Origin of the sequence: Tardiphaga sp. 862_B3_N4_1, assembly GCF_051811085.1 — a bacterium.
GTDB classification, from domain to species: Bacteria; Pseudomonadota; Alphaproteobacteria; order Rhizobiales; family Xanthobacteraceae; genus Tardiphaga; species Tardiphaga robiniae.
In genome coordinates this window covers 2,979,477-3,000,056 of the sequence record NZ_JBPWQB010000001.1, presented here as the reverse complement: position 1 = coordinate 3,000,056, position 20,580 = coordinate 2,979,477, and the positions used below count along the sequence as shown (strand labels likewise).

The 20,580-nt window shown below is 61.5% G+C and carries 20 protein-coding genes and 1 tRNA gene; 17 read left to right on the top strand and 4 right to left on the bottom strand.

Translation table 11 applies throughout. The annotated features are described in order from the left end of the window. Nucleotides 1-31 precede the first annotated feature (31 nt). Nucleotides 32-817: an SDR family NAD(P)-dependent oxidoreductase gene (locus tag AB8B02_RS14255; protein WP_120293134.1), complete on the bottom strand. Its 786-nt coding sequence runs from the start codon at nucleotides 815-817 to the stop codon at nucleotides 32-34. Between the two features lie 135 nt (nucleotides 818-952). Here AB8B02_RS14255 and AB8B02_RS14250 point away from each other — a divergent pair, with 135 nt between their 5' ends. Then, nucleotides 953-1,690, top strand: coding sequence for a histidine phosphatase family protein (locus tag AB8B02_RS14250; protein ID WP_120293136.1), 738 nt, complete (start codon nucleotides 953-955; stop codon nucleotides 1,688-1,690). Between the two features lie 143 nt (nucleotides 1,691-1,833). Then, the gene (locus tag AB8B02_RS14245; RefSeq protein ID WP_439064227.1) at nucleotides 1,834-2,601 is read left to right on the top strand and encodes an SDR family NAD(P)-dependent oxidoreductase; all 768 of its coding nucleotides are present in this window, start codon (nucleotides 1,834-1,836) and stop codon (nucleotides 2,599-2,601) included. Nucleotides 2,602-2,758: 157 nt separating this feature from the next. Here the strand turns inward: AB8B02_RS14245 and AB8B02_RS14240 are convergent, their stop codons facing one another. After that, entirely contained in the window at nucleotides 2,759-3,982 is a 1,224-nt protein-coding gene (locus AB8B02_RS14240; protein WP_439064226.1) for a serine hydrolase domain-containing protein, read from the bottom strand. A gap of 174 nt (nucleotides 3,983-4,156) precedes the next feature. On the opposite strand from AB8B02_RS14240, the gene tuf reads away from it, so the two are divergent. Together tuf and AB8B02_RS14230 are read left to right on the top strand one after the other, a co-directional pair. Continuing rightward, nucleotides 4,157-5,347, top strand: a complete 1,191-nt coding sequence (tuf, locus tag AB8B02_RS14235; protein WP_184517871.1) for an elongation factor Tu — start codon at nucleotides 4,157-4,159, stop codon at nucleotides 5,345-5,347. 382 nt (nucleotides 5,348-5,729) lie between these two features. Beyond that, nucleotides 5,730-5,805 (top strand) — tRNA-Trp (locus AB8B02_RS14230). Between the two features lie 70 nt (nucleotides 5,806-5,875). Here the strand turns inward: AB8B02_RS14230 and AB8B02_RS14225 are convergent. Next, entirely contained in the window at nucleotides 5,876-7,027 is a 1,152-nt protein-coding gene (locus AB8B02_RS14225; RefSeq protein ID WP_439064225.1) for a GGDEF domain-containing protein, read from the bottom strand. A gap of 324 nt (nucleotides 7,028-7,351) precedes the next feature. Between AB8B02_RS14225 and AB8B02_RS14220 the strand changes: the two genes are divergently transcribed. From AB8B02_RS14220 to AB8B02_RS14170, 11 genes are all read left to right on the top strand, one after another. Then, nucleotides 7,352-9,508, top strand: coding sequence for a hypothetical protein (locus AB8B02_RS14220; protein ID WP_439064224.1), 2,157 nt, complete (start codon nucleotides 7,352-7,354; stop codon nucleotides 9,506-9,508). 247 nt (nucleotides 9,509-9,755) lie between these two features. Then, entirely contained in the window at nucleotides 9,756-9,947 is a 192-nt protein-coding gene (gene secE / locus AB8B02_RS14215) for a preprotein translocase subunit SecE (RefSeq protein WP_068731532.1), read from the top strand. Between the two features lie 12 nt (nucleotides 9,948-9,959). Continuing rightward, a complete protein-coding gene (nusG, locus tag AB8B02_RS14210; protein WP_068731530.1) occupies nucleotides 9,960-10,490 on the top strand; it encodes a transcription termination/antitermination protein NusG in 531 nt (176 codons plus the stop codon). A gap of 128 nt (nucleotides 10,491-10,618) precedes the next feature. Continuing rightward, nucleotides 10,619-11,047, top strand: coding sequence for a 50S ribosomal protein L11 (gene rplK, locus AB8B02_RS14205; RefSeq protein ID WP_068731528.1), 429 nt, complete (start codon nucleotides 10,619-10,621; stop codon nucleotides 11,045-11,047). A gap of 6 nt (nucleotides 11,048-11,053) precedes the next feature. Continuing rightward, nucleotides 11,054-11,746, top strand: coding sequence for a 50S ribosomal protein L1 (gene rplA, locus AB8B02_RS14200; RefSeq protein WP_089268281.1), 693 nt, complete (start codon nucleotides 11,054-11,056; stop codon nucleotides 11,744-11,746). Nucleotides 11,747-11,857: 111 nt separating this feature from the next. Next, nucleotides 11,858-12,805 (top strand): 2-hydroxyacid dehydrogenase, encoded by a 948-nt coding sequence (locus tag AB8B02_RS14195; RefSeq protein ID WP_439064223.1) that lies wholly within the window; start codon nucleotides 11,858-11,860, stop codon nucleotides 12,803-12,805. Between the two features lie 73 nt (nucleotides 12,806-12,878). Further along, the gene (locus AB8B02_RS14190; protein ID WP_439064222.1) at nucleotides 12,879-13,406 is read left to right on the top strand and encodes a hypothetical protein; all 528 of its coding nucleotides are present in this window, start codon (nucleotides 12,879-12,881) and stop codon (nucleotides 13,404-13,406) included. Between the two features lie 53 nt (nucleotides 13,407-13,459). Then, complete coding sequence (gene map, locus AB8B02_RS14185; protein ID WP_439064221.1) at nucleotides 13,460-14,206, top strand: type I methionyl aminopeptidase; 747 nt, start codon at nucleotides 13,460-13,462, stop codon at nucleotides 14,204-14,206. A gap of 184 nt (nucleotides 14,207-14,390) precedes the next feature. Continuing rightward, nucleotides 14,391-14,855, top strand: a complete 465-nt coding sequence (locus AB8B02_RS14180) for a (2Fe-2S)-binding protein (protein ID WP_439064220.1) — start codon at nucleotides 14,391-14,393, stop codon at nucleotides 14,853-14,855. Between the two features lie 3 nt (nucleotides 14,856-14,858). Then, nucleotides 14,859-17,024, top strand: a complete 2,166-nt coding sequence (locus tag AB8B02_RS14175; RefSeq protein WP_439064219.1) for a molybdopterin cofactor-binding domain-containing protein — start codon at nucleotides 14,859-14,861, stop codon at nucleotides 17,022-17,024. Further along, the gene (locus AB8B02_RS14170; protein ID WP_068731517.1) at nucleotides 17,021-17,662 is read left to right on the top strand and encodes an Isoquinoline 1-oxidoreductase subunit; all 642 of its coding nucleotides are present in this window, start codon (nucleotides 17,021-17,023) and stop codon (nucleotides 17,660-17,662) included. Before AB8B02_RS14175 ends, AB8B02_RS14170 begins: the two co-directional genes overlap by 4 nt. Nucleotides 17,663-17,720: 58 nt before the next feature. On the opposite strand, the gene AB8B02_RS14165 is transcribed toward AB8B02_RS14170, so the two are convergent. Continuing rightward, the gene (locus AB8B02_RS14165) at nucleotides 17,721-18,722 is read right to left on the bottom strand and encodes a hypothetical protein (RefSeq protein WP_141137218.1); all 1,002 of its coding nucleotides are present in this window, start codon (nucleotides 18,720-18,722) and stop codon (nucleotides 17,721-17,723) included. 784 nt (nucleotides 18,723-19,506) lie between these two features. On the opposite strand from AB8B02_RS14165, the gene rplJ reads away from it, so the two are divergent. Together rplJ and rplL are read left to right on the top strand one after the other, a co-directional pair. Continuing rightward, nucleotides 19,507-20,025, top strand: coding sequence for a 50S ribosomal protein L10 (gene rplJ / locus AB8B02_RS14160; RefSeq protein ID WP_089268275.1), 519 nt, complete (start codon nucleotides 19,507-19,509; stop codon nucleotides 20,023-20,025). A gap of 54 nt (nucleotides 20,026-20,079) precedes the next feature. Beyond that, complete coding sequence (rplL, locus tag AB8B02_RS14155) at nucleotides 20,080-20,457, top strand: 50S ribosomal protein L7/L12 (protein WP_089268274.1); 378 nt, start codon at nucleotides 20,080-20,082, stop codon at nucleotides 20,455-20,457. Nucleotides 20,458-20,580: the final 123 nt, after the last annotated feature.

The following is a 20,580-nucleotide window of genomic DNA, read 5'->3' as shown; positions in this document are numbered from 1 at the left end:
GCGGCGAGTACGCCGCGCTATAGCGACGCGGCTAGATCGGTTTGCCCGCGTAAGGCATCGACGCCGTGAGGCCGCCGTCCACCGGGATCGCCTGGCCATTCACATAGGACGCTTCGTCGCTCGCCAGAAACAATCCCATCGCCGCGAGTTCATGCGGCTGGCCGGCGCGCTTCAGCGGATTGAGCTGGCCGATCTTGCCCTGCGTGCCGCGCTCCTTGGCATTGTCGAAGATCGGCTTGGTCATGCCGGTCTCGATCAGGCCGGGGCACACCGCATTGATGCGCACGCCGGTGCCGGAGAGCGAATAGGCCGTGGTCTGCACCAGGCTGATGACGCCGGCCTTGCTCGACGCATAGGGATGGCCGGAGGCGCCGGACTTCAGGCCTGCGACAGAGGCGGTGAGGACGATGGAGCCGTGCCCCTGTTTCACCATATGCGGCATGGAATGCTTGATTGCGAGGAACGGCCCGATCAGATTGATGCGCAGGATCTCCTGCCATTGCTCGACGGTCTGCTCCAGCAGCGGCACGAGGCCGCCTGATATGCCGGCATTGGCCCAGATCGCGTCGAGCTTGCCGTATTTTGACAGTGCCTTCTCGACATAGGCTTTCACATCGCTCTCGGAACCGGCATCCGCCGTGATCGCTTCAATGGTGCCGCCGGCATCGCTCACAAGTTTGGCTGTCTCATGCACGCTCTCGCTGCGGTCGACGATGATGAGCTTCGCGCCTTCCAGCGAGAACAATTGCGCTGCGGCGCGGCCGATGCCGCTGCCTGCGCCGGTGATGATCACGGATTTGCCTGCGAGGCGGCCCATAACTCTCTCCCTGTATGTTTTTTGTGCGGCGTGCCGCCATATGGAATTCAATGATGCGTGCCAAGCCGCGAAGATGCTTGAGGCGCTTCGCGCTCTGACGTAGGACGGATGAAACAGTATTGAAGGGTGGTCACGATGTCCAACGCAGAGAAACCGTTCGTGGCGCAGCATACAGTCCCTCAAGGTGTGACGGCGACGCGGTGGTGGTGGGTGCGACACGCCCCGGTGCGGAGTGACGGCGGCAACATCTACGGCCAGAAGGACATGGACTGCGACTGCAGCGACCGCGTGGTGTTCGATGCGGTCGGCAAGATCCTGCCACGCAATGCCGTCTGGGTCGCCAGCAATCTCAAGCGCACGCATCAGACGGCGAGTGCGATCTGGGCCGCGGGATTTCCGAAGCCCGACGCGATGCCGCATGAAGCGGATTTCGCCGAACAGCATCTCGGCGACTGGCAGGGCATGAACCGCGCCGCGTTCTTCGCCAGCCGTCCCATCAATGTCGGCAGCTACTGGTTCGCGCCCATCGATGAGCCATCGCCGAATGGCGAAAGCTTCATGGATCTCTACAATCGCGTCCGCCGCGGCATCGAGCGCATCAATGTCGAGCACGCCGGCAAGGATATCATTGCGGTCGCCCATGGCGGCACGATCAAGGCGGCGATCGGCCTCGCGCTCAACGATCAGCCGGATCGTGGCCTCGCTTTCACCATCGACAATTGCTCGGTGACGCGGCTCGATCATCTCGCCAGCGACGGCCACAGCGGCTGGCGCATTCCGATGGTCAACCAGCAGCCCTGGATCGCCGATCCGTCGCATGCAGCGATGCATCAGCCGGCGGGGCCGGAAGTGACGCCGACGAAACTGGCTTAGTCATAGCCGTCATTGCGAGGAGCCTCTTGGCGACGAAGCAATCCAGTTCTTTTCGTCAACAAGAAGGACTGGATTGCTTCGTCGCTTCGCTCCTCGCAATGACGGAGGAAAACTCAAACAGAAAAAACTAGGGAGAAACACACATGAACCTGTTCGACATGACCGGAAAAGTTGCCGTCATTACCGGCTCGACGCGTGGCATCGGCCGCGCCATTGCCGAGCGCATGGCGGAGCACGGCGCCAAGGTGGTGATCTCGTCGCGTAAGCAGGATGTCTGCGACGAGGTGGCGACGGAGATCAACGCACAGTCAGGCAAGGGGACTGCGGTGGCGATCGCCGCGAACATCTCCAGCAAGGAGAACCTGCAGAACCTCGTCGACGAGAGCAAGAAGGCGTTCGGCAAGATCGACGTGCTGGTGTGTAACGCTGCGTCGAATCCGTATTACGGGCCGCTGGCCGGCATTTCCGACGATCAGTTCCGCAAGATTCTCGACAACAACATCGTCGCCAATAACTGGCTGACCAGCATGGTCGTGCCCGACATGATCGAACGCAAGGACGGCTCGGTGATCATCGTGTCGTCGATCGGCGGGTTGAAGGGTTCGACGATCCTGGGCGCCTATGCGATCTCGAAAGCCGCCGACATGCAGCTCGCGCGCAATCTCGCCTGCGAATACGGCAAGTTCAATGTGCGTGTGAACTGCATTGCGCCGGGCCTCATCAAGACTGACTTTGCCAAGGCGCTGTGGGACAATCCGGAGAACCTCAAGGCCTCCACCGCACGCTCGCCGCTGCTGCGCATCGGCATCCCCGATGAAATCGCAGGCGCTGCAGTGTTCCTGGGATCTGCAGCCGGGAATTTCATGACCGGGCAGACCATGGTGATCGACGGCGGCGCGACGATTAGTTGATTTCAAACTCGTCGTTCCGGGGCGTGGACGGCGCCGAAGGCGGCGGCCGCGTACCCGGAACCTCGGCATGGGAGTCTCTGACGGCGCCAGGCGATGTCGGGATTCCGGGTTCGCGTCCGGCTTGCGCCGGCCGCGCCCCGGAATGACGACTTCGTCGTCACTCCACCGCGGCGTAGACCAAACTCCGGATCAGCGTCCTGAAATATTCCCGCTGCCCCGGCCCCTGCGACATGAACACTGCGAACAGTTCTTCCTGCGGATCGATCCAGAAGAACGTGCCGGCGACGCCGCTCCAGAAGAATTGCCCTTTTGATCCTGCGTAAGGTGCCAGCCCATCGTCGGTGCGCACCGCGAAGCCGAGGCCGAAGCCATGGCCGGGCGGCACGAGATGTGTTTCCAGCTTCACGCTGGGGTTGAGGTGATTGGACGCCATCAGGTGCAGTGTGCGGCTGCCGATCACTCTGACGCCGTCGAGCGTGCCGCCGTTCAGCAGCATCCGGCAGAAGCGCGCATAGTCCATCGTCTTTGACACCAGACCGCCGCCGCCGGATTCCATCTTCGGAATCTCGAGCGGATCGAACAGCGCGACTTTCTCGCCGGTCCAGGGATCGGTGGGGAAGGGGTGCGCGATGCGATCCTTGTTGGATGCCGCGGTGTGGAAGCCGGTCTCCGCCATCTGCAGCGGTGCAAGAATATTCTCGGTGAGATAGTTGCTAAGCGACTTCCCGGACACGACTTCGATGACGCGGCCGAGAATATCGGTGGAGCGGCTGTAATTCCACTCGCTGCCGGGCTGGCAGATCAGCGGCAGGCCGGCGACGATTGTCGCGTGCTCCTCATTGGTGATGTCGCGATTGCGCAGGTTCGACTTCTGGTACATCCGCTGCACCATGCCGTTGCCGGTGATCTCATAGGAGATGCCCGAGGTGTGGCGCAGCAGGTCCTGGATGGTGATCGGGCGCAGCGGCAGCGCCAGTTCGAGCGCGCCGTTGCGCTCGACGCCGACCTTGGTGTCGGCGAATGCGGGGATGTATTTGGCGAGCGGATCGTTGAGCAGGATGTGGCCGTTCTCGACCAGCTGCATGATGCCGAGCGAGACGATCGGCTTGGTCATCGAGAAGATGCGAAACAGGCTGTCGCGCGTCATGGCCGCGGAGCCGTCCGGGGTCTGCTTGCCGAAGGCCTCGAAATAGCCGATCTGGCCGCGGCGGGAGACCAGCATGGTAACGCCCGGCGTGGTGCCTTTGTCGATCTCGCGCTTGAACGCGTCCGACATGATTTGAAGACGGTTTGATGACAATCCCAGCGTTTCCGGCCGGGCCTGCGGCAGCTCGGGGGTCTCGAGGGAAATGGCGTGTTTTGCGGCAGTTTGGGCGTTCATGGGGGCTCCCGATAGTGCTTTGATTGATCTTGTCATTTGCCGACTTACATAGGGGGCTCGCCGGCATGGTTGGACGAGCTTGGCCCAGAAGTTCGGGCTTGAACAGGGCCGTTTTCCCTTGTAACCAGCCGCCGGTTTGGTGCTGCGCACGGGCGTGGCTTAACAGGTGGATCTATGGCCAAAGCAAAATTTGAACGTAACAAGCCGCACTGCAATATTGGTACGATCGGTCACGTTGACCACGGCAAGACGTCGCTGACGGCGGCGATCACGAAGGTGCTGGCAGAGACGGGCGGTGCCACGTTCACCGCTTACGACCAGATCGACAAGGCGCCCGAGGAAAAGGCCCGCGGCATCACCATTTCGACCGCGCACGTCGAATACGAGACCGCCAACCGGCACTACGCCCACGTCGACTGCCCCGGCCACGCCGACTATGTGAAGAACATGATCACCGGCGCCGCGCAGATGGACGGTGGCATCCTGGTCGTGTCGGCCGCCGACGGCCCGATGCCGCAGACCCGCGAGCACATCCTGCTGGCGCGCCAGGTCGGCGTGCCCGCGCTGGTCGTGTTCCTGAACAAGTGCGACATGGTCGATGATCCGGAACTGCTCGAGCTCGTGGAAATGGAAGTCCGCGAACTGCTCTCGAAGTACGACTTCCCGGGCGATGACATTCCGATCATCAAGGGTTCGGCGCTGGCCGCTCTCGAAAACTCGGACCAGAAGCTCGGTCACGACGCCATTCTCGAACTGATGAAGAATGTCGACAGCTACATCCCGCAGCCGGAGCGTCCGGTTGACCAGCCGTTCCTGATGCCAGTGGAAGACGTGTTCTCGATCTCGGGCCGTGGTACGGTCGTGACCGGCCGCGTCGAGCGCGGCATCGTCAAGGTCGGCGAGGAAATCGAAATCGTCGGCATCCGCGCCACGCAGAAGACGATCTGCACCGGCGTTGAAATGTTCCGCAAGCTGCTCGATCAGGGCCAGGCCGGCGACAACATCGGCGCGCTGCTGCGCGGCACCAAGCGTGAAGACGTCGAGCGCGGCCAGGTGCTGTGCAAGCCGGGTTCGGTGAAGCCGCACACCAAGTTCAAGGCCGAGGCTTACATCCTCACCAAGGAAGAGGGTGGCCGTCACACGCCGTTCTTCACCAACTACCGTCCGCAGTTCTACTTCCGCACCACCGACGTGACCGGTGTGGTGCATCTGCCGGAAGGCACCGAAATGGTGATGCCGGGCGACAACATCGCCATGGAAGTGCACCTGATCGTGCCGATCGCGATGGAAGAAAAGCTGCGCTTCGCCATCCGTGAAGGCGGCCGCACCGTCGGTGCAGGCGTCGTCGCTAGCATCATCGAGTAATGTAGCTGCGAGCGCTCGTTTCTGTGCTCGCATTCACGGTATTATCCGCGTGGCCGATGTCCGTTGGCCACGCGGCATGCCCCGAACGCCCCGCTTGTGAGGGCTGCGGGTGCAAGGGCGGTCCCGGCTATCGAGGGCCAGACCAAAAATGCGTCGGTTTCAAAAATCTCGATAAGGTCTGCGGCAACCCGCCGACACGTTGCGTCTTTGAAAACGCCCCCGGTACTGGCCTGAATCGTGAATGCGCGATGCCAGCCAAACGGTTGCCGGCAGATGCCGCAAAATAATCGGGTTTAAGGGGTGGTGTTCGCTTCGCCTCTTGCAAATCAGGCGTCGCATATGCTTCAAACGGCGCGGAAATGACGGTGCGCCGTTTTCCTGTAGGGGTGTAGCTCAGTTGGTAGAGTACCGGTCTCCAAAACCGGTTGTCGTAGGTTCGAGCCCTACCGCCCCTGCCATTTTAAGCCTTTGAAATATCGATATATTTTAACCTGAGCGTGCTTTTCAGGCGGGGTTTCTGCTGCCCAGTCAGCTGAACTGCCGCTTCTGCGGCGCTGCCACCACGCGATCACGGCCGGTATCCTTGGCTCTGTAGAGCGCAAGGTCGGCGCGCGCCAAAATGTCTTCCGGCGTATCGTTGGGCCTGATGGCGCTGATCCCGGCGGATATCGTCAGAGTCAGATCCTGCGCAATCGCTGACCAGTTCAGTTCCGTGATCAGGCTGCGCAATCGATCCAGCGTCTGGACCGCAAGATCAATATCGGTGTCCGGCAGGATCAGCAGAAACTCCTCGCCGCCCTGACGGCCGAACCGGTCGATGGTGCGGATATTGGCAAAGACCGAGATGGCGAAGGCGCGCAGCACTTCATCGCCCACCGGATGTCCGAAGTGATCATTGATCTTCTTGAAGTGATCGAGATCGATGATCGCGATGCAGCAGGTTGTGGCGTTGCGCTGGGCCTTGGCGATCTCGTCGTTCAGGCACTTCATGATGTAGCGCCGGTTCAATGCGCCGGTGAGTTCGTCGAGTTGCGCCAGTTCCTCGATCCGCGCATTGGCAGCCGCGAGGTCGTTGCTGCGACGATACAGCAGTTCGCGCATCGAGCTGCCGTAGAGGCCGGCGCTGGCACAGCGGCCAAGCGCGCTGACGAAACAGGCCAGCGCCAGAGCGCGCTCGGTCGCGGTGGCCATGGGAATGCCGATCGGCTTGTCGGTCATCAGAAAAAGCAGTGCGAGGCCCAGCGTTGCAGTGGACCAGACGATACCGGTCTGGCGCGCACTCATGCGGAGTGCAGCGAAGCCGAGCACGACGAAAATGATGGAGATGAAGTAGAAGCCGATCTGCGGCACGAGATAGATCGCGCCGATCTGGACGATGATGCTGACGATGGAGAGAGGGACCGTGAGGTAGGGGTCCTTGAAACGGTCGTTGACCTGGATCTCCGAGAGATAGGCAGCAATGCCGACCACAGTGAGCCTGATGGCCAGATACACGACCCCCGTCGCCACGGTGGTCACGCCGATCATGGCGTAGAGCAGCAGGATCGCAGCATCGATCAGATAGCTCGACGCCTGCGCGATATAGGCGGTCCGGCGCCGCGCGATCCGCAATGCCGAATCCTTGCGGAGGTCCCTCGTGGAGGCGTCGGTTCCCTCGGACAGGGTGGTGATGCTGGTCATTCGCTGATGCCCGTCGCATTGCCGATCAAACAAGCAATCTGCCGATCAAAGCATTTAGGTCTGCTAATACATCCACTTACTGGAGTATCTGGGTAGCTTCTCGCGTTTTAGTCTGGCCGCGGGGTTAATGGAATCTGACCATCCGCGGGGCAATTTGCTCAATAGGCGGATGGCCATGTCCGACATCGGCTTTGCCAATCATGCGCGATTGTGCTGCTCCCCGCGTTTGCGTTGCGCTGCGTCCCTGCGGCGTGCGGTCGCGGCGATGAACCTGGCTTGCCGCGCGCGCGACACACCCGTTGGGAATTCAGCCGGAAGTCGAGAATGAAATTACTTGTGACGTTCGTCGTGGGGGCCACGACGTTGCTGGTGTCGTCCTTTGGACATTTGTCATTGAGTCATGGCGCTCATGCCGCCGATCTGCTCTGGCAGGTGGAAAGTCCATTTCGCTTCTTCAAGAATGCCGCATCCTTCGCGATGTATGAGCGCGGCTATCCCGCTGCGCGCAATGAATTGCTGCTGCCGCCCGCCGATGTGGTGTGGCGCACCGAGCGGCGGCTGAACGATCCCGATTGCCGCGACATGACCAGCCCGACCAGTTGCGCCGACACCGCGCGGGCGCGCTACGATCGCTCGCGTCTCGGCTGGGCGTCGCAGACCGTCGACGCCGTCTGCTACGACAGCCGGCAGGGCCGCTATCTCGCGAGTTGCGACCGGCGTTATTCGTGGGGCACGGCCAAGGAAGATTACGTACTGCCGGATGCGCATACTGTGCTGATCCGGCTGTCGCCCGAGCGCATTGCCGAAGCCGGCGCGTATGATTGCGTCTGGAGCTGGACGCCGCGGCGGCCGGGCAGCAGGACCGAGACCACAACGCAGTCCTGCGCGACGCCGCTCAAGATCACGCGCCTGCCTTATGCCGTCGATCGCAATCTGTCCGGTGCATCGGTCCAGGTCAAATTGCCCGACGGTCGAACGTTGAACGACCCGCAGGTCGTCGTTGAGGATCTGTTCATCGTGGCGCTCGGCGATTCCTTTGCCTCGGGCGAGAGCAATCCAGACGTTCCGGTGACATTCAGCGCTGTGCGCGAGATGGTCTACGATCCAACCCTGATGCGCGAGGAGATGGCGACACGCAGCACCGCCAAGTCGCTACAGAAACTGACCCCCGCTGCACCGGTGGGAAGTTTCGACTACAAAAATCTGCCGCGGCGCAAGCTCGCCGACGAGGAGCAGGAGCTTTATTTCCCACTCGCATCGGCGCAGTTCGACAAGGCGTTCAATGCCGCCAATCCGCGCTGGCTCAGTCCCGATTGCCACCGCTCGCAATACGGCTATCCGTTTCGCGTCGGGCTGCAACTCAGTTTGGAAAATCCGCACCGGTCGATCACGCTGGTCAGTCTGGCCTGCACCGGCTCGGAGGTGACCGAAGGTCTGTTCCTCGAGAAGAAGGCGCGTGAGGGCGCCGGCAATGCGATGGTGCGCTCGCAGCTCGATCAACTTGCCGATCTGATCTGCAAAAGCCCCGCGGGTCGCACGCAGCGTGCGACCTACAATCTGCCGACCTATGCCAGCGGCAGCGTGCAGGTCGCCAATATGCCGGTGACAAAATCCTGGTGTGCGCCGAATGAGCGCAAGCGGCCGATCGACACACTGCTGCTCTCGATCGGGGGCAACGATGTCGGCTTCTCGCCGCTGATGGTCTATGCGATGACCGAGTCCGCGGGCGATCTGGCACCGATCGCGAACCTGCTCGGCAAGCAGATCCGGTTCTCGCCGCAAGTTTCGCGCGCTTACATGGAGCAGCTCGACGAGCGCATGGTGGCGCTCCGCGATGCCTTGCGCGACGGCTTTGGCGTGGCGCCCGCGAAGGTGTTGCAGACGGCTTACGAGCCGATCCAGTTCGACGAGACAGGAGCCTTGTGCGGCGCGCAGCCGACGCTCGGCCTCGACGTCCACAAGAAGCTGGTGCTGTCGCGCGAACGGCTGGCCGAGACGGTGAGCTTTCTGAACGATTTCTTCGCCCGGACCGCCTGCATCACCAACGGACGGGGCGGGGGCTGCCCGGCGCTGGCCACCGGCGCCGGAACCGGCTTCCAGCTCATCACCGATCACCAGAGCGAATTTGCCAAACGCGGGCTCTGTGCGCGCGATCCGAAGCGGCCGCAGGCGGACGGCGAGGCGATGGCGATGCCGCGACGCTGGATCGGCAAGGAGGAGTTTACGCCGTATTCCCCGGCGGCCTATCTGCCCTATGCGTCCCGCTGGCGCCTGTTCCGGACCCCGAATGATGCGTTTCTGACCGCAAACGTGCATGCAACGGGCTTTACCCAGTTCGACATCCTGCAGCCGGTCTATGCGGCCATGTATAGCGGGGCGGTGCACCCGACCGCGGAGGGCCACGCCATCGTCGCCGATCACGTCGTCCGGCACGTCCGTGCGGCGGTCGGCAAACCGTCGCCGGGGGTGGGCGGGCGCTGATCCAGCTGGTATCCGGTGGCGGGAAGGGTTCCCGCCGGTCCGGCCCGGATACCTTGACCTTTGGTCCGGTCCGAAGTAGGAAGCTGCACTCGCTGTCGGCCCGGTGACCGGATATCCGACGCGGCAAATCCCCGAACGAACGAGCCCGCTTGGCGGCTCATCCTTGAATAAAGGGTTGGGCGCAAGAGGGCTGTTCGGATTCTGAAACCAATTCAATCGTCTCACGACGGATGCGGATCACATAACGATGGCGTTCAGCCCGTTCAAATTCCTGCAGGAAGTGCGCACCGAGACCAACAAGGTCACGTGGCCCTCGCGACGCGAGACGACCATCACGACCATCATGGTTTTCGTCATGGTGGCGCTGTCGTCGATCTTCTTTTTTGCGGCGGATCAGGTCATCCGCTACCTCGTCGCCTTTTTGCTCACGATGCACTGACGGAACAGAATTATGAGCATGCGCTGGTACATCGTTCACGCCTATTCGAATTTCGAAAAGAAGGTGATGGAGTCGATCAAGGAACAGGCCAAGCAGCGTGGCCTGGAAGACCTGTTCGAACAGATCCTGGTTCCGGTCGAGAAGGTCACCGAAATACGTCGCGGTCGCAAGATGGACGCCGAGCGCAAGTTCTTCCCGGGCTACGTGCTGGTGAAGATGCAGCTCACCGACGAAGCGTTTCATCTGATCAAGAACACCCCGAAGGTCACGGGCTTTCTCGGCGCGGAAAACAAGCCGATGCCGATTTCGGAAGCCGAAGCGATGCGCATTCTGCACCAGGTGCAGGAAGGCGTGGAGCGCCCGAAGGCGTCGGTGTCGTTCGAGATCGGCGAGAACGTGAAGGTGGCCGATGGTCCGTTCGCGTCGTTCTCAGGCGTCGTCGAGGAAATCGACGAAGCACGCTCGCGCGTGAAGGTCGCAGTGTCGATCTTCGGCCGCGCCACGCCGGTCGAACTGGAATTCGGTCAGGTCGAAAAGGTCTGATCGCAATAGCGCGAGGTTCGCCTCGCGTTTCTAAGGCCGTGGGAGGAAGAGGGCGGTTGCCAACCGCTATCGACCGAACCACGAAACCTGAAACAGCCGGTCGATGACCGGCACAACAGGAGTGACACATGGCAAAGAAAGTGACCGGATACCTGAAGCTTCAGGTGCCGGCCGGTGCGGCGAACCCTTCGCCCCCGATCGGTCCCGCGCTTGGTCAGCGCGGTTTGAACATCATGGAATTCTGCAAAGCGTTCAACGCGCAGACGCAGAAGGAAGAAAAGAACACCCCAATCCCGGTGGTGATCACGATCTACGCCGATCGTTCGTTCACCTTCGCCCTCAAGACCCCCCCGATGTCCTTCTTCATCAAGAAGGCCGCCAAGCTCACCTCCGGCTCCAAGCTGCCGGGTCGTGACAAGGCCGGCGCGGTGACCAAAGCGCAGGTGCGCGAGATCGCCGAAGCGAAGATGAAGGATCTGAATTGCGACACCATTGAATCGGCCATGAAGATGGTTGAGGGCTCTGCCCGTTCGATGGGTGTCGAGGTCGCGGGGTAAACGGTCATGGCAATTGGAAAACGTTTGAAGAAGGCCCGTGAGGGTATCGACCGCGAGAAGCTCTATCCGGTCGCCGAGGCCATCAAGATGGTCAAGGAACGCGCCAAGTCGAAGTTCGATGAGACCATCGAAATTTCGCTGAACCTCGGCGTCGATCCGCGTCACGCCGACCAGATGGTCCGTGGCGTCGTCACTCTGCCGAACGGCACCGGCCGCACCCTGCGCGTCGGCGTGTTCGCCCGTGGCCCGAAGGCTGAAGAAGCCAAGGCTGCCGGTGCAGACGTCGTCGGTGCAGAAGACCTGTTCGAGAAGGTCCAGGCCGGTCAGATCGATTTCGATCGCTGTATCGCAACCCCCGACATGATGCCGCTGGTCGGTCGCCTTGGTAAGGTGCTCGGTCCGCGCGGCATGATGCCCAACCCGAAGATCGGCACCGTGACCATGGACGTCACCGGCGCAGTCAAGGGTGCCAAGGGCGGTTCGGTCGAGTTCCGCGTCGAGAAGGCCGGCATCGTGCAGGCTGGTATCGGCAAGGCATCTTTCTCGGAAGAGAAGCTCGTCGAAAACATCAAGGCTCTGGTCGACGCCGTCTCCAAGGCGAAGCCGGCTGGCGCCAAGGGCACCTATCTGCAGCGCGTTGCCGTGTCTTCGACCATGGGCCCCGGCGTCAAGGTTGAGACGGGCACCGTGCTCGGCTAAGCCGGAACAAGGCTTGCAAGAAACCAGGGCGGAATCGGGCAACCGGTTCCGCCCTTTCTTTTGTCTTCCGCTCTTTAGACCCGGCAGGAATGCCTCCAAAGGATCGTCACGATGGCCGAGAAGGTTCTGATCTATTCGCGTTTCCCGAAGTCCCAGATGGTGCGCATCGGCGAGCACTTCGATCTTCTAGACGCTGCAGGCAAGCCACCGCTGCAGACCTTTTCCGCTGACCAACTGAGAGACGTGCGCGCGCTGATCACCGCTGGCGGTCAGGTGCTCAAGGCAGACGTGATGGACATGATGCCGGCGCTCGGCGCGATCATCTGCTACGGCACCGGCTATGACGGCGTCGATTTCAAGGCCGCGGCCGAGCGCAAGATCGTGGTCGGCAACAGCCCGGGCGCAAATGCGGCCTCGGTCGCCGATCTGGCACTCACGCTGATGCTCGCGGTGACGCGGCGCTTGCTGCCTGCGGATCAGTATCTGCGCGAGGGTGGCTGGTCGTCGGCAAAGCCGTCGCCGCTGATGTCGCCGCAGCCCGGCAATCCTGGCCGCAGAGTGGGCGTTTATGGCATGGGCGAGATCGGCCGCAAGATCGCGTCGCGCGTCGCGGCGTTCGAATGCGACGTCGCCTATCACAGCCGCAGCAAGCATGATGTGCCGTATCGCTATGAGCCCAGCCTCGAAGCGCTGGTCGAATGGTGCGACGTGCTGATGATCGCGGTGCGGGCAGGCACCGATACCAACCGCATCATCGATGCCGCGATGCTGAAGAAGCTCGGCGCCAATGGCGTCGTCGTGAACATCTCGCGCGGTTCGGTGATCGATCAGGCCGCGCTGGCGGCAGCACTGGCCGACAAGACGATCGCCGGCGCCGGCCTCGACGTGTTCGAGAAGGAGCCGCATGCGCCGGATGCACTGACCGAATTCCCCAACGTCGTCCTGACCCCCCATATCGGCGGCCACACACTCGACTCACACGTGGCCATGCAGGACTGCGTGATCGCCAATCTCGATGCGTTTTATGCGGGGAAGGCGCTGCCGCATAAGGTGGCTTAATCACACTCGGGCAGCAAGGTACGGAATGTCGTCAAGTCGAGCTTACGTTCTCCGGCGGATCGCGTGCGGATCGTTGCTGTTTGTTGGCGCGGGCTTCTATTTCTTTATGAAGCTTTTTGAAAACTACCTTTCGTTTCGTCGTCCGTACGACGTCTTTTATGTAAGCTTGGCGATCACTGCCTGTGTTGTCGTTGTGTTTGCAGTAGTTGTCTTTGATTTGATTACCGCTGTGGTGCGTCGGCAATGGAGCGTCGGGCGGCTCGCCTGCGGTCTTTTATTCGTTGCTAGTGTTATGGTCTCTATTTCCGCCGGATCGCGGATAGACATTTGGGCCGATCAGCTATTTCTCCACCTGAATTCAACTCGTTTCAGTGAGCTCGTACCGGGCAATCGAAAATGGCCTGTAGTCCTTCACAGCTTGGAGTCGCGCAACTTTTACAAGTTCATCGTTCATTTCAGTGCAAATGCCGGCAACGGCGATGCCCCCTCGCTGGAGGCCATCGGTTCGGAGATTGCACGTCAAGTTTTGGCAGTTGAGGGGTGCAAGATCAGTACAAGCTCTCTCAAGACCGACTTCTATGTGGTCAGAGCGTATTGCTAGCGTCGGCGTGCATTGAAAGCCACATAGGACATTCTGAAAATGGAAACGACCCGATGACCATCGAGAACGAAGACCAGCTCGACAGGCTGCGTGCCATCGGCAGCGTAGCGGCACGCACGCTAGCCGCGATGGGCAAGGCGCTGGAGCCCGGCATGACGACAAGGGAGCTGGATGACCTCGGCCGCGCCATGCTCGAGAAGGAAGGCGCGCGCTCAGCGCCCGAGCTCGCCTATGACTTTCCCGGCGCGACCTGCATTTCGGTGGGACCGGATTGTGCGCATGGTATTCCGGACGACACCGTGGTGAAGGCTGGTGATCTCATCAATATCGACGTGTCGGCGGAGCTCGACGGCTATTTCGGCGACACCGGCGCGAGCTTCGCCGTTCCCCCGGTAAAGCCGCACATCGAGCGCCTCTGCCGCGACGGGCGCCGCGCAATGTGGGCCGGCATCAAGGCCGTGAAGCCCGGCGGCCGTTTGAACGAAGTTGGCCGCTCCATCGAGAAGTTCGCCCGCACCAATGGTTACAGCCTGGTACGCAATCTCGCGAGCCACGGTGTCGGACGATCGCTGCACGACGAGCCCGGCGAAATCCCGACATGGTACGAGGCGCGAGACAGACGTGTGATCACCGAGGGGCTGGTCTTTACTGTCGAGCCGTTCCTGTCGCTCGGCGCCGACTGGGTGGATCAGCAGGACGACGGCTGGACGCTGCGTCCGCCGTTCAACCAACCCACGGTGCAGTTCGAGCACACGCTGGTCGCGACAAGCCGAGGACCGGTGATTTTGACGCTTGCATGATGCTACGAGAATTATGTCCGATCCTGCAACGAGGTCAAAAACGCCTTTAAATACTGCTGAAACGATTTCGTTCCCGGCCGGTACAAAAATAATTGAATGGGTTATTCCGCAATGCAGATGTAGATGTCGGTTGTTTAGAACAACTCGAATGTAGGCGTACATTCGACGACATAGGACATCAGCGATGGCTGCGTTCACCCTCAAGATCAACGGTCAGGCCCGTCAGGTCGACGTCGATCCCAACACACCTCTGCTCTGGGCAATTCGGGACGGGGCCGGTCTCACCGGCACCAAATATGGCTGCGGGGTCGCGCAATGCGGCGCTTGCACGGTCTATGTGGACGGCCAGACCGTCCGCTCGTGTTCAATGCCCGTCTCGGCCATCGGCACCAGCGAAATCACCACCATCGAAGGGCTCGACTCCAAGGAAGCCAAGGCAGTGCAGGCTGCCTGGGTCGCGCTTGACGTGCCGCAATGTGGCTACTGTCAATCCGGCCAGGTGATGAGCGCCACCGCGCTGCTCAGCGTCAATCCGACCCCCACCGACAACGATATCGATCTGGCGATGAATGGCAACATCTGCCGCTGCGCCACCTATGTCCGCATCCGCGCCGCCATTCGTGGCGCCGCCAAATCTCTGGAGGGTTGAGCCATGACCGTTCATGACACCAACCTCTCCCGTCGCACGCTGCTCAAGGGCAGCGCTGGCCTCGTGCTCGGCGCTTACGTTGCGCGTGCCGACAAGTTGTTCGCGCAGGCGGCGGCAAAGCCGTCAGTCAATATCGCGCCGAACACCTTCCTGATCATCAAGCCCGACAGCACCGTCACGGTGCTGTGCAAGGGCATCGAATTCGGGCAGGGGCCGTTCACCGGCATGGCGACGTTGGTCGCCGAAGAACTCGACGCAGACTGGGCGCAGATGCGTGCCGATCATGCACCGTCGAATCCGCAGCTCTACAAGAATCTGGCGTTCGGCATGCAGGGCACCGGTGGCTCGACGGCCATCGCCAATTCCTACATCCAGATGCGACAGGTCGGCGCCGCCGCGCGCCAGATGCTGGTTGCGGCTGCGGCCGACGCTTGGCAGGTGCCGGCAGGCGAGATCACTGTCGATAACGGTGTGATCAAGCATGCGTCTGGCCATGAAGGTCGCTTCGGCGAATTCGCCGACAAGGCGATGGCCATGCCGGTGCCGACTGATCCGAAACTGAAGGATCCGTCGCAGTTCAGGTTGATCGGCAAGGAAGGCGTCGTGAAACGCCTCGACAGCGCCGACAAGACCAATGGCAAGGCCTTCTACACGCTCGATATCAACGAACCGGACATGCTCACGGTGGTCGTGGCGCGTTCGCCGAAATTCGGCGGCAAGGTCGCGTCCTTCGATGCGACGGCTGCGAAAGCCGTGGCTGGTGTCGTCGACGTCAAGCAGGTGTCGAATGGCGTCGCTGTCTACGCCAAGGGTTTCTGGCCCGCGAAGATGGGCCGCGACGCGCTGAAGATCACCTGGGACGACAGCAAGGCGGAGAAGCGTGGCAGTGCGGAACTGCTGCAGCAATTCCGCGGGCTGTCGAGGACGGCCGGCAAACTCGTGAAGGCCGAGGGCAAGTTCGAAGAGTCGATGGCCAAAGGTGGCCGCGTGATCGAGGTTGAATACGTCTTCCCGTATCTGGCCCATGCCGCTATGGAGCCGCTCAACGCCTATCTGAAATGGGACGGCGACACCGCCTATGCGCGCTATGGCTGCCAGTTTCCGACGCCTGACCATATGGCGATCTCCAAGGTGCTCGGGCTGCCGATCGAGAAGGTCAAGATCGACGTTCTTCTGGCTGGCGGCAGCTTCGGCCGCCGCGCCCAGCAGAGCACGCATCAGGCCATCGAGCTCGCCGAAGTCGCGAAAGCGATCGGACCGGGCAAACCGGTCAAGCTGGTGTGGACGCGCGAGGACGATATGCGCGGTGGCTATTATCGGCCGTATTGCATCCACCGCATGCGCGGTGCGGTGCGCGACGGCAAGATCGAGGCGTGGAGCGACACCATTGTCTCGCAGTCGATCATGAAGGGCTCCTTCTTCGAGTCCATGATGTTCAAGGACGGCCTGGACCCGACGTCCTATGAAGGCTCGAACGAAATCCCGTACGACGTCGAGAACTTCCGCTGCGACATGCATCAGGTTGATGTCGGCGTGCCCGTGTTGTGGTGGCGCTCGGTGGGCCACACCCACACCGGTTATGTTGTCGAAGCCTTTGTCGATGAACTGCTCGAGGCCGCCGGCAAGGATCCGATCGAAGGCCGGCTCGAGTTGCTGAGCAAGAAGCCGCGCCATGCGGGCGCGCTCAAGGCCGTCGCCGAACTCGCCGACTGGAAGAACTACAAGGTGCCGGCAGGCCGCGCGCGCGGCGTTGCGGTGGTCGAGAGCTTCAACACCTTCGTCGCGCAGGTCGTCGAACTGTCCATGACCGACGATGGTCCGAAGGTGCACAAGGTGTGGTGCGCGGTGGATTGCGGCGTCGCCGTGAACCCCGACATCATCCGCGCGCAGATGGAAGGTGGCATCGGCTTCGGCCTCGGTCACATCCTCTATGCGGAACAGACGCTGGATGCCGGCGCGCCGGTGTCAGGCAATTTCGACACCTATCGTTCGCTGCGCATCAACGAGATGCCGGAGATCGAAGTGGTCATCGTGAAATCGACCGAGAAGCCATCGGGCGTCGGCGAACCGGGCGTGCCTCCGCTCGGGCCTGCCGTTGCCAACGCGCTGGCGAAACTCGGAGTGGGAAGACCGCGGCAGTTGCCGATCGTACCAGGAGCCTCAGCATGAGCTTGTTTAAGAACTCGATGTTGGCGCTGGTCGCCGGCGGTCTCGCGGCGGGTCTCCTCGCATTCGCGGAGCCGAGCTTCCAGGAGGCCGATGCAGCGGTCAGCAATCCGACCAAGCTGCAGTCGGTCTCGGCCTTCGCCAAGATCAAGAACAAGAACGAGCGTGCGGTGGCGCTGTTTACGGAGGCCGGCAAGGTCATCCAGTCGCCGCGCTGCATGAACTGCCATCCGGCCACCGAACGCCCGACCCAGACCGACCGCATGCGGCCGCATATCCCGCTGGTCGTGCGCGGCGAGGGCGGTGTCGGCGCGGCCGGTGGTCTCGCTTGTGCCACCTGTCACCACGAGAACAACTTCGATGCCGCCAACGTCCCCGGCAATCCGAAGTGGGCGCTGGCGCCCATCGAGATGGCCTGGCAGGGCAAGACGCTTGGCCAGATCTGCACCCAGATCAAGGACAAGGAGCGCAATGGCGGCAAGGACATGGCCGCACTTGTGAAGCACATGGCCGAAGACGAACTAGTCGGCTGGGGCTGGCATCCCGGTGGCAACCGGACCCCGGCGCCGGGTACCCAGAAGCAGTTCGGTGAACTGATCAAGGCCTGGGCCGATGCCGGAGCGGCCTGCCCGAAGGGGTGACAGCTCCGCTTGGCATGAACGTCTAACTGAAGCGCGGGCGCGTCACGGCGTTTGCGCTTCAGCCATTCATGATCACGGCGCGCGTTCGACGTGATGGGTCATCTGCACCGACCAGCGTCGCGCGGTCCGTCGCTAGAACAACTTCCGGCAGCGACAGTGGCTCAATGCCGGCGAACCAGCGATAGACCAGTCCCATCATCACTCCGGCGACGGCGGTGATCGGGATGGTCAGCCAGAGCGAGATGAATGGGCTCGCCAGCACGGCGCCTGCACCCGCGACGGCTGCGCCAATCCCGGAATAGTCAATGCCTCTGGTGCGTCGCGTGCTGCGGGCTATGGCATGGGTGATGGCGATGACGATCGCAGACGGCAAGGACGTCGTCATCAAAGTCAGCATGAAGAAATAGGCGGGGAACGCCATTTCGTTGACCTGCTTGCTCCAGTTGAAGCTGTGACTCCCGTCGGCGCTGAAGTGGCCGAATATCGACGTGACGAAGGGGATGGTGACCACGGCGACAATCGCAGCAGGCACAGCCGCCGCGATCGCGACAGCGGTGAGTGAGGTGCGGACCTGGACCGGGCCGTCGAAAGTGACGGCCGGCGTTGCGGGAGCTTCCGTCGCCGCGTCGGGTGTTTCACCCGCCGGCACGGCCCGCATCTCGCGTCCAGCGAGTTTCACGTACATGACACCGGCGACCATGCCGACCAGAATTGGCAGCACTGATGCGGTCAGGCGCGTGCCGTCCAGCGGGGGCATGATCAGCAGGTTGTTCGACAGCGCGATGCCGTAGCCGAGAGCCGCTGCTGCACCACCCATCAATCCATATGCGGCGCGGGTGCTGTAGCGCAGCGAGCGCATCAACCAGTGGCCGGCCACCATGAGTGCTGCGTCGGTGCCGACCTGCAACACGAATATTTGGAATGCCCGGTCGGGGGAGGGCGGCTCCATCTGGTCCGCAAGGAATGTGGCGAGCCCGAGAACCAGGATGACGCCGTGGAACAGCCCAAGGAAAACAACTACCGCCATAAATGCGCGGGTGGAACTGCGAACAACGGACATCTGACGCTCCATGAGGCGCGACGGCAGAGGGTCGCAGCCACTTGTTTTCGGACAGGGTGGCAAGCACGGGTTGCGCGCGAGTTAATCCGATTGCGGGATTACTGCTCGGTCAACGCGATGACTGACAGCGGCTTACCAAAATGTGTAGAATTGTCCGGATGCAGCGCGCGGGGCTGGGGGGCGATCACGGCCCCCTGCAGAAAAGATGCCACATCGGCATTTCGCGCTTGGCAACACGAAAAAGACTCGTTAAACAACCGTTTCCGGGCGTGCTGGCTGGTAGCTGGCGCGTCTGTGTTCGCACTCCGACAACCCACATCGCAGGAGACTTTTCCTTTCAGGCCGTCCATACGGATCGCTCGACGGGGATGGGACGCGCGACGCGGATTTGAGGAAGGCGGGCAGGGGTCACCAATAGGCCGGATGATGGCTTATCGATGATCCTGAATCCTGTCCGAGACTGCTGGCGCCTTAGATAAACGCAAGTTTCATCAACGGCTTAATCGTAAAACTTGATGCAGCCAGCATAGACGGGTGAAGACTGGATTTCGCCAATGTCGTTTTGTGCGACATGACGCGTATTTGGTTCGAACCTCGACACCCCGCGCCAATACTGGTTCGCCAGGACGGTTCGGGAGGGCAGGCTATCATATCGTCTCGCCCGACGTGTCTTTAGGCCATGTGTTTTAACGAGCATGGGTCTTGAGGTCAGGTTCAGGTGGGACGGTGGGTGTAACCCGGCGGTCCTATCTCGATAGAGGCCGCCAACCGGAGAGAGCTTGCTGTGGAAAGAGCGGCTAAAAAGGACGCGGTCGACGCGCTGAACGGGGTCTTCAAGACCACCAGCGTTGCGGTCGTCGCCCATTATTCCGGCCTCACCGTTGCTCAGATGCAGAATCTGCGTTCGCAGATGAAGCTGGCTGGCGCCTCGGTGAAGGTCTCGAAGAACCGTCTCGCCAAAATTGCTCTTGAAGGCACGGATGTTGCTGCCATCGGTTCCCTGTTGAAGGGCCCGACTGTGATCGCCACTTCGGACGATCCGGTAGCTGCACCGAAGGTTGCCGTCGAATTTGCCAAGGCGAACGAGAAGTTCGTCATCCTTGGCGGCTCGATGGGTAAAACCGTCCTGAACGTCGACAGCGTCAAGGCCTTGGCCGCGCTGCCCTCGCTCGACGAACTGCGCGCGAAGATCCTCGGCCTCCTTGTGGCGCCGGCGACCAAGATCGCTCAGCTCTCGACAGCTCCCGCGGCGAAGCTCGCGCGTGTTGTTCAGGCCTATGCCTCAAAGAGCGAAGCGGCCTGACGCCCTTCGCATTCAAACCCTGGTTCGAACCAAATACGCTTAAGGAAATAGACAATGGCTGACCTACAGAAAATCGTTGACGATCTCTCGAGCCTGACCGTGCTCGAAGCTGCCGACCTCGCCAAGATGCTCGAAGAAAAGTGGGGCGTTTCGGCTGCTGCTGCTGTTGCAGTTGCTGGTCCGGCTGCTGGTGGCGGCGGTGCTGCTGCTGCTGAAGAAAAGACCGAGTTCACTGTCGTTCTGGCTTCGGCCGGCGACAAGAAGATCGAAGTCATCAAGGAAGTCCGTGCGATCACGGGTCTTGGCCTCAAGGAAGCCAAGGACCTGGTCGAAGGCGCTCCGAAGCCCGTCAAGGAAGGCGTTGCCAAGGACGAAGCCGAGAAGATCAAGGGTCAGCTCGAGAAGGCTGGCGCGAAGGTCGAACTCAAGTAAGGCCCTTTATGGGTTCCATCTGGGGGGCGGCCATTTGGTCGCCCTCTGGGCCGGAACCCGATGGACTACACAGGAATGTGTGGGGATGCGCTGGGAACCACCCTCGAATCTCCATGATTGCCA